This is a genomic window from Kribbella sp. NPDC050459 (genome assembly GCF_040655315.1).
In the GTDB taxonomy this organism is placed as follows: Bacteria; Actinomycetota; Actinomycetes; order Propionibacteriales; family Kribbellaceae; genus Kribbella.
Genome location: NZ_JBFAJQ010000024.1, coordinates 35366 through 51718, shown reverse-complemented (window position 1 = coordinate 51718; position 16353 = coordinate 35366). Strand labels below are relative to the sequence as shown.

Genomic DNA, 16353 nt, shown 5'->3' with positions numbered 1-16353 from the left:
AGGTCGCGCCATGTCTGTCCGTCGATGGGTCGTCCCTACGGTCGCTGCCCTGGTAACGCTCGGCTTGACCGCCTGCGAGCCGCTCGACACCACGACGCCCGGCGGCAGGTCGACCAGCAGCAAGGGAAAGCCGAAACCGACGGCGCAGTCCGGCGCCACGGTCAAGATCACGACGTCGAACAGGACCTGCTGGGCGGGCAGAATCGGTACCACCACGAAGCAGGGCTGTGGTTCCGCGACCTTCCAGGTCAAGTCCTCGAAGGGGGCGTATACCGTCAATCTCCGCAAGACCAAGGGGGCCGACGGCATCAGCGTCGTACTGGTTGTCAATGGCAAGAAGGTCGATCAGGGCAGCAGCTCGAGCGTCGTCGCGGTCAGCTACGTCTCCGGCTGACCGCGCTTCCCAACGACCAGTACACATTGCCGGCACGGCCTATTCGGTCGCCCTCGTCAGGCAGGCGGCGGCCTCGGTCCGGTCTTGTACGCCGAGCTTGGACAGGATGCTCGCCACGTGATGCTCGACGGTCCGGCGGCTGATGTACAGCCGGGCAGCGATCTCCGGATTCGGCAGGCCCTCCGCGAGTACGGCCAGTACGTCGTACTCGCGCTTCGTCAGCAGCGCGACACCACGAGGTCCACGGCGGGCCGCACCCGCGCCGGCCGAGCGGAGCCAGGCCGCGGCCTCATCGGCATCTACCGCAGCGCCAAGGTCCTCGAACACCGCCAGAGCCATCCGGGCCTCCGCGACCGCAGCAGCCGGCTCATCGGGAGCCATGGCGTCGGCCAGCAGCATCCGGGTGCGCGCGACCTCGAGCGGCATCTCCAGCAAGCCGAACCAGGTCTGCGCCGCCGAAAGCCGTGGCACTGCGTCATGATGCCGACCGTCCGCGATCAAGGTCACGCCACACAGGCGGGCGCCACGGGCAGCGATCAGACCGCTGTCGGTCTTGGAGCCGAGCGCAGTCAGCCGAGCAGCCTCCGCAGCGGCACCGGCCGCGTCACCGGTTGCCAGACAGGCCCGGCCGAGCACCTCCCGCAGCCGAGCCTCCTCCAACGGCGTGGCCCGATCGAGCTGGTGTCGGATCAGCGAGATCGCCACCGCCGGTTGGCCGCCGGCCAGCTGAACGGCAGCAAGCACAGGCTGTACGACGGTGCGGTCCTCGAACCCGATGAGAAGCCGCCGTGCCTCGGCCAGTCGCCCCTGCGCCAAGCGAAGATCGGCGAGAAACACGGCCGCCTCGGCCTGCACGGCCGGCAACGCGTCCCGCGCGAGCTCCGCAGCCGCGGACAGCTCCGTCTCGGCCCGCGGCCAATCACCGGTGCAGGCGAGAACAGCGCCGTACGACGCCCGGCACGTCGCGTGCAGGTACGGACAGCCGTACCGCTCGATGAAGCCGTCGAGCGATCGGGTCCACTGCACGACGCGCAGGAAATCGGCGCCGCGGACGCAGGAGCGCATCAGGAGACAACTCGTGAAGACGACTGTGTCGAGCCGGGTGCCTTCACCGCCGAGCGCACCCGCCAGCGCCTCGTCCAGCAACTCCGTGCCCTCGAGCACGTGTCCCCGGTTGATCAGCGCCGAACCCCACAAACTCAAGGCGCACAACTCGAGATCGTGATCCCCCGCCTCGACCCCGACCTCGTACGCCGCCTCGGACGCCGCGGCGGCCTGCGATGCGTCGTCCGTACAGCCTGCCCGCGCGAGCGACGCCCACGCAGCCACGACCGGATTGCCGACCTGCGACGAAACCCGGACCGCCCGCGCGGCCCAGCCCCGCGCTGCGGCACGGTCACCGAAGTTGGCGTCGTACAGCAGGCTCAGGCCGATCGCCGTGAACACGGCCTGCGCGGGATCGGTACGACGGTAGTACCCGTAGGCCAGTTCCCAGCAGGCGAACGCAGCGCCGACGTCGCCGAGCCACCAGTGGGCGTCCCCCAGTCCGGCCAGACCCCGGGCCGTTGCCGAGATGGTGACCGACTCGCCGAACGCGGCCCGAGCCGCGACCCAGTCCCCGGCGCCGAGGGCGTTCTCCCCGGCTGCGAGGAGACCGTCGATCCCCTCCACAGCTCGACGGTAGACGCGCTGCGGCCCCCGGGGGAAGTGGGAAGTTCCCGGGGGCCGTGGCGCTTTCAGCTGGTGCCGGCTGGACCGGCCGGTGGATCAGCTGCAGCCGGAGGTGCTGCCGCAGCCCTCGCAGACGTAGCAGGAGCCGCTCGGGCGCATCTTCGTGCCGCAGGTGAAGCAGAGCGGGGCGTCCACGGAGGTGCCGGTGATGAGTTCCAGCATCTCGGCGGTGGTGTGCGCCTCGCCCTTCACCGGCTTCGCGGAGGCGGCCTCCACCGCAGCGGGCTTCTCGATCTCGGCGGCCGGCTCGACCGTCTTCAGCGACTCGGCCTCGGACACCTCGACCGGAACCGGCTCGTACGAACCGGTGTCGAGCTGCCGGGACCGCTCCTCCGCCGAGTAGATGCCCAGGGCGGCCCGCTCGTCGAACGGCAGGTAGTCCAGCGCCAGGCGGCGGAAGATGTAGTCCATGATCGACTGCGCCATCCGGACGTCCGGGTCGTCGGTCAGACCGGCCGGCTCGAACTTCAGGTTGGTGAACTTCTGGACGTAGGTCTCCAGCGGCACGCCGTGCTGCAGCGCGATCGAGATCGCGATCGAGAAGGCGTCCATCACACCGGCGAGCGTCGAGCCCTGCTTGCCCATCTTCAGGAAGACCTCGCCGAGACCGTCGTCCGGGTACGAGCCGGCGGTCATGTAGCCCTCGGCGCCCCCGACGGTGAACGACGTGGTCCGCGACGGCCGCGACTTCGGCAGGCGCTTGCGGGTCGGCCGGTACTCGATGACCTTCTCGACGATCTTCTCCGCGACGGCAGCTTCGGCGGCAACGGCCTCCGAAGCCTTCTTCGCCTTCGCGTCCGCGAGCGGCTGACCGACCTTGCAGTTGTCGCGGTACACCGCGAGCGCCTTCAGGCCGAGCTTCCAGCCCTGGAAGTAGACGTCGGCGATCTCCTCGACCGTCGCGGTCTCCGGCAGGTTCACCGTCTTCGAGATCGCGCCGGACAGGAACGGCTGCGCCGCCGCCATCATCCGCACGTGGCCCATCGGCTTGATGGCCCGCTCACCCATCGCGGTGTCGAAGATCTCGTAGTGCTCCGGCTTCAGGCCCGGCGCGTCCACGACGTGGCCGTGCTCCGAGATGAACTCGACGATCGCCTCGATCGTCTCCTCGGTGTAGCCGTACTGACGCAGCGCCCGCGGGACCGTCGTGTTGACGATCTGCATCGAACCGCCGCCGACCAGCTTCTTGAACTTGACCAGCGAGAAGTCCGGCTCGATCCCGGTCGTGTCGCAGTCCATCATGAAGCCGATGGTGCCGGTCGGCGCGAGCACCGAGGCCTGCGCGTTCCGCCAGCCGTTCTTGGTGCCGATCTTCAGCACGCCCTCCCACGCCGCGGTGGCGTGCTTCTGGACGTCCTTGTCGATCTCGTGCACGGTCCGGATCGCGTCGTTGGCCGCAGCGTGCTTGCGCATCACCCGGGTGTGGGCGTCCTTGTTCCGCTCGAAGCCCTCGTAGGCGCCGACGATGCCGGCCAGCTCGGCGGACCGCTTGTACGACGTACCGGTCATCAGCGAGGTGATCGCGCCGGCCAGCGCGCGGCCGCCGTCGGAGTCGTACGCGTGACCCGTTGCCATCAGCAACGCACCGAGGTTCGCGTAGCCGATGCCGAGCTGCCGGTACGCGCGGGTGGTGACGCCGATCGCCTCGGTCGGGAAGTCCGCGAAGCAGATCGAGATGTCCATCGCGGTGATGATCAGCTCGACGGCCTGGACGAACTTCTCCGAGTCGAACAGGTCGTCGTCGCGGAGGAACTTCATCAGGTTCAGCGAGGCGAGGTTGCAGGACGAGTTGTCCAGGTGCATGTACTCCGAGCACGGGTTGGACGCGGTGATCCGGCCCGTCTCCGGCGTGGTGTGCCAGTCGTTGATCGTGTCGTCGTACTGCAGGCCGGGGTCGGCGCAGGCCCACGCGGCCTGGGAGATCTTGTCGAACAGCTCCCGCGCGTCGACGGTCTCGATCACCGAGTTGTCCAGCCGCGCGCGCAGCCCGAACTCGCCCTTCTCCTCGACCGCACGCATGAACTCGTCCGAGACCCGGACCGAGTTGTTCGCGTTCTGGTACTGCACGGAGGTGATGTCGCGACCGCCGAGGTCCATGTCGAAGCCCGCGTCCCGCAGGACCCGGATCTTCTCCTCCTCGCGCATCTTGGTGTCGACGAACTCCTCGATGTCGGGGTGGTCGACGTCGAGCACGACCATCTTCGCCGCGCGCCGGGTGGCGCCGCCGCTCTTGATGGTGCCGGCCGACGCATCCGCGCCGCGCATGAAGCTGACCGGGCCGGACGCCGTGCCGCCGGAGGACTGGAGCAGTTCCTTCGAGGAGCGGATCCGGGACAGGTTCAGACCGGCGCCCGAGCCGCCCTTGAAGATCAGGCCCTCTTCCTTGTACCAGTTCAGGATCGACTCCATCGAGTCGTCCACGGCGAGGATGAAGCAGGCCGACACCTGCTGCGGCGAGGACGTCCCGACGTTGAACCAGACCGGCGAGTTGAAGCTGAAGTACTGGTGCAGCAGCAGCCAGGTGATCTCCTGCTCGAAGACCTCGGCGTCCTGCGGCGACGTGAAGTAGCCGTGCTCCTCGCCGGCCTTGCGGTAGGTCTTCACGACCCGGTCGAGCAGCTGCTTGAGGCTCCACTCCCGGTTGTCGTGGCCGAGTGCGCCGCGGAAGTACTTCGTGGTGACGATAGTGGAGGCGTTCACGCTCCAGAAGTCGGGGAACTCCACCCCGCGCTGCTCGAAGACCGTCTCACCCGTCTTCCAGTTCTGCTGCACGACGTCGCGACGCTCCCACGTCACCTCGTCGTACGGGTGCACGCCTTCGGTGCTGAAGACTCGCTCGATGGTGAGTCCCGCGGGCGCGTTCTTGCGCCCCCGGAACCCGGCCGCCGACCTCTTGGTCGACCCCGAGTGGCCGGTCACCGTCTCTGTCATGGTTGCTCCTCGCCCTGTGTCTACTACCGCGGTCTGTCGGGACCGCCCCGTTGGAGTACTGCGCGACGCCACTACTTGTGGAACTACTTCTCGTTCCCCCGGTTTACGTCTACTGGGTCGGCTATTGGGTCGGCTTCAACTGGCCCGGCTCGGTGCCCTGCGGCTCCTTCTCGGCCCGCAGCAGCGCGATCTCGGTCTCGAAGTCGTCAGCCGACTCGAACTGCCGGTACACGCTCGCGAACCGTAGGTACGCGACCTCGTCGAGCTCCCGCAGCGGCCCGAGGATCGCCAGTCCGACCTCGTGCGCGGGCACCTCCGGCGAGCCGCCGCCCTTCAGCGCGTCCTCGACCTTCTGACCCAGGCGCGCCAACTGGTCGGCGTTCACCGGCCGGCCCTTGCACGCCTTTCCGACCCCGTTGATGACCTTCTCGCGGCTGAACGGCTCGGTCGCGCCGGAGCGCTTCACGACCGTGAGCTGCATCTGCTCGACGGTGGTGAACCGCTTCTCGCAGACCGGGCACTGCCGCCGGCGGCGGATCGCTCCGCCGTCCTCGGCCACCCGGCTGTCGACCACCCGGGAGTCGGCGTGCCGGCAATACGGACAGTGCACGCGAACACTCCTCCCGTGACCACCCCGGAGGGGGTGGGTTGTGGATCGGCCCGGGGACAACTTGTGTAGAACCTGTGTGCAACCAACCACTACCTGTGGAAAATTACACCCGTGTAACCACTACATATAGGGATCCTAGATCGCTGCTCCGACAGTTTGCAAGCACGCCCGGATTGCCCGGGCGTGTCACAGATTTCAACACCGAAGCGGCCCCGTGTACTCCCGCGTGGCGTCGCCGCGACGACCCTTTCGAGGCGCAAACTACGGCCCGCACAGACCACTCCCCGGAGCCGGCCGAAGCCGCCCCGGGGAGTTGTCCACAGCTCATCGGCCGGTCGCAACGGTCTCCGCTCCGGGCTCGGCCGGAGCCTTCCGTGTCCGCAGTGTCACACCGGCCAGCACGGCGCCCACGGCCGCGATCACCGCGGCGCCGATGAGCGCCGCCGAGTACCCGTCGGTCAGCGCCGCCGCGTCGTCCAGCAGGTCGGCGCCGTTCGCAGCAGCCACCGCGGTCATCGCGGCCAGCCCCAGTGCGGAACCGATCTGGTAGCTGGTGTTCACGATGCCGGACGCGAGTCCGCCCTCCTCGGGTCGCGCCGACGACAGGGCGATGCCGAGGCTCGGGATGAACGCCAGCGACATGCCGGCCGCGGCGACGAGCGATCCCGGCAGTACGTCGAGCCAGAACGAGCCGGTCGGACGCAGCAGCGACAAGATCACCAGTCCGGCGGTGAGGACCGTCATACCGCCGACGAGGGTGTTCTTCGGGCCGACCTTGGCGATCAGCTTCGGCGCGACGACGATCATCCCGAGCATGATGAACGTGGTCATCGGCAACAGCGCCGCCCCGCTCGGGAACGCACTCAGCCCGAGGACCTGCTGCAGGTAGAGATTCAGGAAGAACCACATCGGGACCCAGGCCGCGCCGAGCAGGAACTGCGCGACGTTGGCCGCGGCCAGGTTCGGCGTCGCGAAGATCCCGAGCCGCATCAACGGCTCCCGCCGCTTGGCCTGCACGAAGACGAACACGCCGAGCAGTACGACGGCCAGCGCGCCGACCAGCAGCGTCGACGCCGACGCCCAACCGACCTGCGGGGCGCGGACGATCGCGTACACGCCCGCGGCGAGTCCACCGGTCACGGTCAGCGCGCCGAAGACGTCGACAGATCCGGGTCGGGCGGCGGCCCGCGGCATCAAGGCCGGCGTGGCGAGCAGGGCCGCCAGCGCGATCGGGACGTTCAGGTAGAACACCCACGGCCACGACAGGTACTCGGTGATCACGCCGCCGAGGAACACGCCCGCCGTACCGCCGGCCGGCGCCGCAGCGCCGTACAACGCGATCGCCTTGGTCAGCTCACGCGGGTTCGCGCCGAACAGCATCATCAGCAGCGTCAGCGCCGACGGGGCGATCAGCGCGGCGCCGATGCCTTGCACCGCCCGGCCCGCGAGTTCGGCACCGACACCGGTCGCGAGCCCCGCGACGAGCGACCCCACGAGCAGGACGCCCCAGCCGGCCGCGAAGACGCGACGGGCGCCGAGCAGGTCCGACAACCGGCCGCCGAGCAGCAGCAGCCCGCCGAACGCCACGACGTACGCATTGAAGACCCACGACAGGTTGCCCGGTCCGAAGCCGAGGTCGGACTGCATCTTCGGCAGCGCGACGCCGACGATCGAGGTGTCCATGATCACCATGAACTGCGCCGCGGCGATGACGGCAAGCGCCCACCACCGCCGCGACGACGTCGTCTCACTCATATCTAAACTCCCTACGGGTATGGGGTATAGCTTGGATTGCTCGGATACCATAGGGGGGTATCTACCGAAAGCGCAAGAGTGATCCCGTGGGCGATAGGGTTCAGCGGGACCCAGGGAGGATGTGGTGAGCGTGACCGAACCGGCCGGCGAGCATGCGCAACACGGTTACATCGGCGACAAGAAGGCGTACCTCGCGCGACTGAAGCGCATCGAGGGCCAGGCCCGCGGGCTGCAGCGGATGGTCGAGGACGAGAAGTACTGCATCGACATCCTCACCCAGATCTCGGCGATGACGAAGGCACTCGAATCGGTCGCACTCGGCCTGCTCGACGACCACCTCGCGCACTGCGTGGTCGACGCCGCCGCGGCCGGCGGTCCGGAGGCCGACCAGAAGATCAAGGAGGCGTCCGCCGCGATCGCACGCTTGGTGCGCTCCTGAGCGGCATGCCCGAGGATGTGCGCATGAAGCCGGTGATTCTCGACGTCGACACAGGACTGGACGATGCGTGTGCGCTGCTGCTGGCGGCGCGGCATCCCGGGCTCGACCTGAAGGCAGTGACATGCGCCGGCGGGAACGTCGGCATCGACGATGTCGTGCGCAACACCCTCACGGTGCTCGACGCCGCGGGCCGTCCCGACGTACCGGTGGCTCGCGGCGCCGCCGTACCGCTGATCCAGCCGGTGCGGGCGGCGCGGCACGTGCACGGTGAGGACGGGCTCGGGGACCTGGACTGGCCGCGGTCGACGCGCCCGACCGACCCCCGGCATGCGGTCGAGCTGCTGCGTGACGTACTGCGCGACGCCGCCGCGACCGGCGAGCTGATCACGCTGATCCCGCTGGCGCCGTTGACGAACATCGCGCTGTTGCTGCGGACGTACCCGGAGGCGGCGCGCGGGCTGCGCGAGATCGTCTTCATGGGCGGAGCCGCCGGGATCGGGAATGCGACGGCGTCGGCGGAGTTCAACATCTGGACCGACCCGGAGGCGGCCGCGATCGTGCTGGCCGCGTCCCGCGACCTCGGCATCCCGCTCACCATGTACGGCCTGGACGTCTTCTACGACGTCGTCGTGACACTGGACCAGGCCCGCGCGCTGAGCGGATCCCCCTCGGCGGAGCTGGCCGGGAAGCTGATCGAGAAGCGCAGCGAGCGGTTCGGGTCCGACGGCGGGAGCATCGGCGACGGCGGCGCGGTGTGCGCGGTGATCGACCCGTCCGGCCTGACGACCCGGGAGTACCCGGTGCGGATCGAGTTGTCCGGCGGCTGGTCGCGCGGCCGGACGATCGTCGACACGCGGCACGCGGCCGATGTCGCGAACGACCCGCACGGGCCGGCGACGCCGATCCGGGTCGCGACGGCGGTGGACGGCAAGCGGTACGCCGAGCTGTGGCTGGCGACCGTCAGCTGAGCAGCTCGAGCAACCGGGCGCGTACGCCGTACAGGAACAGGTCGAGGCCGGCGGCGAACAAGTCGTCGGGCGGATCGGACACGACGGCGGCGAGGCTCCATCTGGCGGTGACTTCGAAGAGGTGACGCACGTCGGACTCCGGTACGCCGATGCGCACGAGCGCCTCGATCTGGGCGCGGATCAACGCGGCCCGGGAGCCGGCGCCCCGGTCTCGGTCCGGTGCCGCCTTGGACTGGATCAGCCCGGCGAGCCCTGGATGGTCGGCATAGAAGGCGCGCAACTCGAGCGAGCCGGACCGGGTGAGCTCGATCCACTCGTCGACGGTCGTGAGCTCCTCGTACGCCGTGGTGTCCGCGGTGAACTGGTCGAAGGCGTTCCGGGCGACCAGGTCGAGCAGCTCGGACTTGTTGTGGACGTGGTGGTACAGCGACGGGGCACGGACGCGTAGACGCTCCGCGACCGCGCGCATCGTGACGCCGTCCACGCCGTCGGTGCGGATGACGGCCAGGGCGGCATCGGCGATCGCGGCGACGGAGATGCCGGCCGCGGCGTGGGACGAAGGATCGCGTCTGGTCACGGAATCTCGTTGTCCGGGGTCGAGGGTCGGAGGTACTGTCTAACGTTGTTAGACAGAGTAGCCGAGGATGGTGCCGTGACTGGATTCCGACCCGCGTACCCGTTGCTGACCGAGCGGCTGGAGCTGCGGCCGCACCGGATGGACGACCTGGACGACCTCTTCGCGTTCCACTCCCGCCCGGAGGTGGTGCGGTACACGCCGTGGCCGGTGCGGAACCGGGAGGAGACCCGGGCCGCGCTCGAGCGGAAGCTGCCGCAGGGTGAGTTGACCGAGGACGGGCAGTGGCTGGTGCTGGCGATCGAGCTGCGCGAGACCGGGACCGTGATCGGCGAGGTGCTGCTGAAGTGGGCCAGCGCAGCCGACCGCCAGGGCGAGATCGGCTTCGCGCTGCATTCGGACTACCAGGGCAAGGGGCTCGCGGCGGAGGCTGCGCGGGAGATGCTGCGGGTCGGCTTCGACGAGCTCGGGCTGCACCGGGTCGTGGCGATCCTCGACGACCGGAACACCGCGTCGGCGCGGTTGCTCGAACGACTCGGGATGCGCCGGGAGGCACATCACCTGGATGCCGCGTGGTTCAAGGGCGAATGGGCGAACGAGTACGTGTACGCGCTGCTCGAGGACGAATGGCGTGGCCCGACCCGTTGATCGGACGCCGACGCTGCCGGAGAGTTTCGGCAGGGGGCTGCGATGCGGATCGACAACCAGGTGTACGACCGGATCGGCGACGGCTGGTGGGACGAGGAGAATCCGCTCAACCTGCTGCAGGGCAGCTTCACGCCGGGGCGTTTCGCGTACTTCCGCGACGTACTCGCACGGACCGGGACCGATCCCGCCGGGCGGTGTGTCGTCGACATCGGAAGCGGCGGCGGTTTCCTGGCCGAGGAGTTCTCCCGGCTCGGGTGCCGGGTGATCGGCGTCGACCCGTCGGAGGTTTCGGTCCGTACCGCCGTCGGTCACGCGAGCACTTCCGGCCTGGACGTGCGGTACGTCGTCGCGGCCGGCGAACATCTGCCGCTGGCCGACGAGAGTGTCGATCTCGCGTATTGCTGTGACGTGCTCGAGCATGTCGCGGATCTGGACCAGGTGCTCGCGGAGACCGCTCGGGTGTTGAAGCCGGGCGGGGTCTACCTGTTCGACACGATCAATCGCACGTTCGCGTCGAAGATCCTGGTGATCAAGGTGATGCAGGACTGGCGGCTGACCAGGGCCTCCGATGTCACCTGGCACGCCTGGGCGATGTTCATCAAGCCGCCCGAACTCGCCGAGGGTCTGCGCCGGCACGGGCTGCGGCTGGGTGAGATCGCCGGGCTCGGGGTGCGGGCTCGCAAGCTCGGCGTACTGCGGAACTTCGTCCAGGTGCGGCGGGGCGGGATCAGCATCGGCGAGTTCAGCCGGGCGCTGGACGTCGGGCAGGTAGCGAGCACTCGCGTGTCCTACATGGGCTACGCCGTCAAGGCGCGGTGATCAGCCGACGACCGGGATCTGCAGGGTCTGGCCGGGAAGGATGTCGGCCGGCGTGGCGAGCTTGTTGAGGTCGGCGATCTTTTCCACGACCGTCACGGGGTCGACGCTCGGGTTGGTGTCCTCGGCGATGGACCAGAGGGTCTGACCGGGCGCGACCTGCACCGGCACGGTGTGGGTGAAGTGCGGCCCGGGCTCCAGGACGCCTGCGACGCGGAGGCCGAGGACCAGGATCGCGGCGCCGAAGACGAGGACCGACACGGCCGTCAGCAGCATCCGGCCGCGGCGGGTGAGGCGCAGCGGCTGCTGGGGGTGGATCTCTCGCCCGAGCGACTCCCCCGAGCAGCCGCGCACCGGGAGCCGGTCGGTAGATGCACCCTCGATCCGCGGGCGGCGGCGCGGCGCGACCACCGGCGACGGCACCGCCGCAGGCGACGCGGAGCGCGCGACCGGCTCAGCCAAACGCCGCCCGGTCGGGGTGGTGGGGTGGGAGACCGGGGGCGGGACCACGCGCAGGGGCCGTGGCGACGCCTGCTGTGAGCGGCGCGGGGCCGGCACGTCGGCGGCGACAGCTGCTGTGCTCATCGGATCCTCCAAGACCTCGGTCGGTGCGCGTTCTGCGGTGCTGGTTCCTGTCTATCGGCTGCCTCCGACAGTTTCGTTGCGGTCCCCACCCCACCGCCCCGGTCTGTTCTGGAGACCGCCTCATCCGACCGACCCGAACACCTGTTCGATCGAACGCCTGTACGAATGATTAACCGACAGCCACCCGTCGCGCAACCACCTCCAACCGGGACACGCCCAGGAAATTCCCTGCCGCGGCAACACCCCGCGCACGCCTTATAACCTGACACCCGAACAAACATGCGAACCGACACGCCTTCGAACAGATGTTTGAAGAATCTCAGGATTCGGTCTACGGTCATCTCAGTCGAGCAAGCTTCGGCCGGTGGACGATCGCCGGCCCGACCCGAGGAGCAATCAGCGATGGCCAGGACGCCGAGCGGTTCCAGCAAGGACGAGACCGTGGACAAGGCGGCCGACAAGTCGGCGGGCAAGGCGGACCGCACGGTCGCCGAGCTGCCCGACGGGCCGGCCGACGCGACCGGGCTGACCCCGCGCCAGCGCCGCGTGCTGGACGTCATCCGCGATTCGGTGGACAGCCGCGGCTACCCGCCGTCGATGCGCGAGATCGGCGAGCGGGTCGGCCTGACCAGCTCCTCCTCGGTGTCGCACCAGCTCCGGGTCCTCGAGCAGAAGGGCCTGCTCCGCCGCGACCCGAACCGGCCGCGCGCGATCGAGGTCCGCTACCCGGGCGAGGTCGACGCCGCGGCCCGCAAGTCGGCGCTCGGCCCGGTACGCCAGACGGCGTACGACGAGACCGGCGCCGGTGACGCGCACCCGGACGCGGCGTACGTGCCGGTCGTCGGCCGGATCGCCGCCGGTGGCCCGATCCTCGCCGAGCAGGAGATCGAAGAGGTCTTCCCGTTGCCCAAGGCAATGGTCGGCGAGGGCACGCTGTTCATGCTGCGGGTCAAGGGTGAGTCGATGATCGAGGCCGCGATCTGCGACGGCGACTGGGTCGTGGTCCGTCAGCAGCCGACCGCGGAGAACGGCGACATCGTCGCCGCGATGATCGACGGCGAGGCAACCGTGAAGACGTTCAAGAAGACCAAGACCGAGATCCTGCTGCTACCACACAACCCTGCTTTCGAGCCGATCGACGGCAAGGACGCGATCATTCTCGGAAAGGTCGTAACAGTTCTGCGCCGAGTCTGACATATCGGACGGCGAGCGAAGTCGGGCGTGTCGTGTCAGCATTGAGTCATGACGACTGTCTATGACTTCAGCGCGCGCCGGATCGAAGGCAATGAACAGTCTCTTGCCGATTTCCGCGATCAGGTGCTTCTGGTGGTGAACACGGCGTCGCAATGCGCCCAGACCCCGCAGTACACGGGTCTGCAGAAGCTCTACCGGACCTACCGCCGGCAGGGCTTCGCGGTGCTCGGTTTCCCCTGCGACCAGTTCGGCCACCAGGAGCCCGGCGACGAGAACGAGATCGCGAACTTCTGCTCGACGATCTACCACGTCACGTTCCCGATGTTCGCCAAGATCGACGTCAACGGGTCCCGCACGATCCCGTTGTACAACTGGCTGAAGCGCGAGCAGGGCGGCCTGCTCGGCGGCCGGATCAAGTGGAACTTCACCAAGTTCCTGGTCGGCCGGGACGGCCAGGTGATCGCGCGCTACGCGCCGACAAACTCGCCGGAGAAGCTGGTCGACAAGATCGAGGCCGCACTCGCGGTCCCGGCCCCGTCCCGGGAAACGAACGACTGAATTCCCGGCATTTTCTGCGACAGTTGAACAGAAAGCGTCTCAGCGCCGCAGAACATTCACCGCATTTCGAACATTTCCGCCCGGGACTGCATGTCGTCACCGGACCTGAATGCATTCAGTCGCGTCCGACGAGAACCGATTCCGGGTCGATGTCGAGGCGCAGACCACGCCATACCGGATGCCGGAGGCGGCCGTCGCCGCCCCAGCCGGAGAACGTGACCTCGGCGACCAGCACCGGGTCGAGCCAGTGCGCGCGCCGCCGGTCCGTCGTGGGGATGCCGGCCGGGTCGAAGGCCGGCTTGGCGATCTCGAGCCCGGTCAGCTCGGCGCTCAGCATGTCCAGAGTGGCGAAGTCGAGGCCGGAGCCGACCTTGCCGATCAGGACCAGCTCACCGTCGGAGTAGGCGCCGCAGTAGAAGGAGCCGATTCTTCCTTCCCGGTTCCCCTCCCCCGGATGCCAGCCGCACAAGACGACGTCCCTGGTCTGCACGGGCTTGATCTTGATCCAGTCGGAGCTGCGCCGGCCCGGCAGGTACCGCGACTTGCGGCGCTTCGCCACCACGCCCTCGAGCCCTTGCGCGGCAGACTGTTCCAGCGCCTCGTCGCCGTCGGTCAGCGCCGGCGGGACCTCCCAGAACGGGTCGCCGATGTCCAGCGACTCGAGCAGCCCGCGGCGCTCGTCGTACGTTGCGTCCAGCAACCACTGGCCGTCGAAGCGGAGCAGGTCGAACAGCCGCACCGAGACCGGCACCTCGGTGATCAGATGCCGGAGCTGGCGTGGATCGCGGACGTGCATCCGCCGCTGCAGCAGGCCGAACGATGGCGCGCCGTTCTCGTCGAGCGTGACGATCTCTCCGTCCAGCACGGCGGGCAGACGCAGGCCCGGCGCGTCCGCGAGACCGATGAGCTCCGGGTACCCGCCGGAGACGTCGTGGCTGTTCCGCGACCAGAGCCGGCAGACGCCGTCGTCGACCTCGGCGATGACGCGGATGCCGTCCCACTTCATCTCGTACGACCAGCCCGCGCCGGACGGCATCTGTCCCAGCGCCGCCATCATCGGCAGCACCGGCGGACCGGTCACCGGACTCATGACCGGCTCATGACTGGCTCATGTCGTCTGCAGTCGCTTCAGGGCCCCGAGCACCTTCTCACGATCGGCGGTCGGCCACATCGGCGGCAAGGAGGCGCGCAGGAACGCGCCGTACCGCTGGGTGACGATGCGGGGGTCGAGGATCGCGACCACGCCGCGGTCCGAGCTGCGGCGGATCAGCCGGCCGGTGCCCTGCGCGAGCAGCAGCCCGGCGTGCGTCGCGGCCACGGCCATGAACCCGTTGCCGCCCGCCTCGTCGACCGCGCGCTGGCGGGCCGCCATCAGCGGCTCGTCCGGGCGCGGGAACGGGATCCGGTCGATGATCACCAGGTTGCAGGTCGACCCGGGCACGTCGATCCCCTGCCACAGCGACAGCGTGCCGAACAGCGAGGTCTCCGGGTCCTCGACGAACTCGCGCGACAACTCGCCGAGCTGGGCGTCGCCCTGGCAGAGCACCTTGAGGTCGGTCGCCTCGCGCACCGCGGCGGTCGCCGCCTCCGCCGCGCGACGCGACGAGAACAGGCCGAGGGTCCGGCCGCCGGCCGCGGTGATCAGGTCGATGATCTCCTCGAACTGCTTCTTGCCCAGCCCGTCGCGGTGCGGCGGCGGCAGGTGCTTGGCGACATACAGGATCGCCTGCTTCTCGTACTCGAACGGGGAGCCGACGTCGAGGCCGCGCCACGGCAACGGACCGGTCTCGGACGATTCGTCGAGCTCGGGCATCTCCTCGTCGTCGTCGAGCTTGTCGGCCGGTCGCAGGCCGACCTGGCGGGCGATCGCGTCGAAGTCGCCGCCCAGCGTCAAGGTCGCCGAGGTGAGCACCGCCGTACGGTCGCGGAGGACCAGCTCACGCAGCAGGCCGGCCACGGTGAGCGGGGCGATCCGGAGCTCGCGGCCGAAGCGGTCGCGGTCGATCATCCAGACCACGTCCGCGTCGCTCAGTGCGGCGACCCGCTCGGCGACGTCGAAGATCTCCTTCACCGCACCCTTGGACTGCCGCTTGGCCCCGTCCGGGTCGTTGTCCTTGTCGTCGGACTTCTTGTTCAGGTCGGAGTACATCGCGCGGGCCGCGTCGCGGACCAGGGCCGCGGCCTCAAGGACCGGCCCGTTGGACGCCTCGATCCGGCCCTCGCGGGTGCCGTCGAGCGCGGCGCGGAGCGCGTCGGAGGCGTCGATCAGGTCGTCGGCCTTGTCGTCGTCGACGAACCGGCGGCCGCGCTTGGCGGCGCGCTCGACCATCTGCGGTGAGAGCTCGTCGCCCGCGGCGCCGGTGACGCGCGCGGGCAGCTCGTGCGCCTCGTCGACGATCACGACGTCGTGCTCGGGGAGGACGATCCGGTTCTCGAAGGCGTCGATCGACAGCAGTGCGTGGTTCGTGATGATGATGTCGGCCTTGCGGGCCTCTTCCTTCGCCTTCTCCGCGAAGCACTCCTCGCCGTACGGGCATTTCTCGGCGCCGAGGCACTCGCGGGCGGCGATGGAGACCTGCTGCCACGCCTGGTACTGGTGCGAGGGAGCGTGGTCGCGGTCGCCGGCGCCGCCGTCGGTCAGTTGCTGCTCGGCCCAGTCGCGCAGCTCGACGACCTGGCGGCCGACCTCACCCGCCGGCGGCACGTCGACGAGCATGCCGTCGTCGTCCGGCGCGCCCTCGCGGATCCGGTGCAGGCAGGCGTAGTTGTTCCGCCCCTTCTGGATCGCGTACTTCGGGCGGCGCGGCAGGAGCTTCTCGGTCGCGTCGAGCAACGCCGGCACGTCCCGGTCGACGAGCTGCGCCTGCAGGGCCAGGGTCGCCGTGGAGACGACCACGCGACGGTCCTCGATCGCATGCAGCAGCGCGGGCACCAAGTACCCAAGGGACTTGCCGGTGCCGGTGCCGGCTTGGACGAGAAGATGCGACCCGTCGTGCATCGCGGTGTCCACGGCTTGCGCCATCTCCACCTGCCCCGGCCGGGTCTGACCGGCGATCCCGGACACGGCAGCTTCCAGCAGTTCCCGCACATCTACACCCACCGCCACACCCTAGCCCGCCGGACGGACAGATTTCCGGTCCGGCGGCCGGG

The 16353-nt window shown here is 69.2% G+C and carries 15 protein-coding genes; 7 read left to right on the top strand and 8 right to left on the bottom strand.

The genetic code is table 11. The features are described from left to right. The first annotated feature begins 10 nt into the window (after positions 1–10). Entirely contained in the window at positions 11–394 is a 384-nt protein-coding gene (locus AB0I12_RS42095; protein WP_359941973.1) for a hypothetical protein, read from the top strand. Positions 395–433: 39 nt separating this feature from the next. Here AB0I12_RS42095 and AB0I12_RS42090 read toward each other — a convergent pair whose 3' ends face one another. The 4 genes from AB0I12_RS42090 to AB0I12_RS42075 all read right to left on the bottom strand — a co-directional run bounded on the left by AB0I12_RS42090 (position 434) and on the right by AB0I12_RS42075 (position 7421). Then, positions 434–2065 carry a LuxR C-terminal-related transcriptional regulator gene (locus AB0I12_RS42090; RefSeq protein ID WP_359941970.1) on the bottom strand — a complete coding sequence of 544 codons (1632 nt, stop codon included), beginning with the start codon at positions 2063–2065 and terminating at the stop codon, positions 434–436. Positions 2066–2161: 96 nt separating this feature from the next. Beyond that, on the bottom strand, positions 2162–5056 hold the full coding sequence (locus tag AB0I12_RS42085) for a vitamin B12-dependent ribonucleotide reductase (RefSeq protein ID WP_359941967.1): 2895 nt from the start codon (positions 5054–5056) through the stop codon (positions 2162–2164). A 121-nt stretch (positions 5057–5177) separates the two neighbouring features. After that, a complete protein-coding gene (gene nrdR, locus AB0I12_RS42080; RefSeq protein WP_167208700.1) occupies positions 5178–5666 on the bottom strand; it encodes a transcriptional regulator NrdR in 489 nt (162 codons plus the stop codon). A gap of 324 nt (positions 5667–5990) precedes the next feature. After that, positions 5991–7421: an MFS transporter gene (locus tag AB0I12_RS42075; protein ID WP_359941962.1), complete on the bottom strand. Its 1431-nt coding sequence runs from the start codon at positions 7419–7421 to the stop codon at positions 5991–5993. Between the two features lie 121 nt (positions 7422–7542). On the opposite strand from AB0I12_RS42075, the gene AB0I12_RS42070 reads away from it, so the two are divergent. Both AB0I12_RS42070 and AB0I12_RS42065 read left to right on the top strand, forming a co-directional pair. After that, positions 7543–7860: a metal-sensitive transcriptional regulator gene (locus tag AB0I12_RS42070; RefSeq protein WP_355699336.1), complete on the top strand. Its 318-nt coding sequence runs from the start codon at positions 7543–7545 to the stop codon at positions 7858–7860. Between the two features lie 23 nt (positions 7861–7883). Beyond that, on the top strand, positions 7884–8828 hold the full coding sequence (locus tag AB0I12_RS42065) for a nucleoside hydrolase (protein WP_359941959.1): 945 nt from the start codon (positions 7884–7886) through the stop codon (positions 8826–8828). Here AB0I12_RS42065 and AB0I12_RS42060 read toward each other — a convergent pair. Beyond that, a complete protein-coding gene (locus AB0I12_RS42060) occupies positions 8821–9405 on the bottom strand; it encodes a TetR/AcrR family transcriptional regulator (protein ID WP_359941956.1) in 585 nt (194 codons plus the stop codon). The genes AB0I12_RS42065 and AB0I12_RS42060 overlap by 8 nt on opposite strands. Positions 9406–9480: 75 nt before the next feature. On the opposite strand from AB0I12_RS42060, the gene AB0I12_RS42055 reads away from it, so the two are divergent. Further along, complete coding sequence (locus AB0I12_RS42055) at positions 9481–10050, top strand: GNAT family N-acetyltransferase (protein ID WP_359941953.1); 570 nt, start codon at positions 9481–9483, stop codon at positions 10048–10050. A gap of 42 nt (positions 10051–10092) precedes the next feature. Beyond that, entirely contained in the window at positions 10093–10869 is a 777-nt protein-coding gene (gene ubiG / locus AB0I12_RS42050) for a bifunctional 2-polyprenyl-6-hydroxyphenol methylase/3-demethylubiquinol 3-O-methyltransferase UbiG (protein ID WP_359941950.1), read from the top strand. Here ubiG and AB0I12_RS42045 read toward each other — a convergent pair whose 3' ends face one another. Continuing rightward, positions 10870–11451: a LysM domain-containing protein gene (locus AB0I12_RS42045; protein ID WP_359941947.1), complete on the bottom strand. Its 582-nt coding sequence runs from the start codon at positions 11449–11451 to the stop codon at positions 10870–10872. A gap of 402 nt (positions 11452–11853) precedes the next feature. Between AB0I12_RS42045 and lexA the strand changes: the two genes are divergently transcribed. Together lexA and AB0I12_RS42035 are read left to right on the top strand one after the other, a co-directional pair. Beyond that, positions 11854–12645, top strand: a complete 792-nt coding sequence (gene lexA / locus AB0I12_RS42040) for a transcriptional repressor LexA (RefSeq protein ID WP_355699330.1) — start codon at positions 11854–11856, stop codon at positions 12643–12645. A gap of 48 nt (positions 12646–12693) precedes the next feature. Continuing rightward, entirely contained in the window at positions 12694–13203 is a 510-nt protein-coding gene (locus AB0I12_RS42035; RefSeq protein WP_359941943.1) for a glutathione peroxidase, read from the top strand. 115 nt (positions 13204–13318) lie between these two features. Here the strand turns inward: AB0I12_RS42035 and ligD are convergent, their stop codons facing one another. Further along, positions 13319–14293: a non-homologous end-joining DNA ligase gene (ligD, locus tag AB0I12_RS42030; protein ID WP_359941940.1), complete on the bottom strand. Its 975-nt coding sequence runs from the start codon at positions 14291–14293 to the stop codon at positions 13319–13321. An 18-nt stretch (positions 14294–14311) separates the two neighbouring features. Then, positions 14312–16309, bottom strand: a complete 1998-nt coding sequence (locus tag AB0I12_RS42025; protein ID WP_359941937.1) for an ATP-dependent DNA helicase — start codon at positions 16307–16309, stop codon at positions 14312–14314. Positions 16310–16353 lie beyond the last annotated feature (44 nt).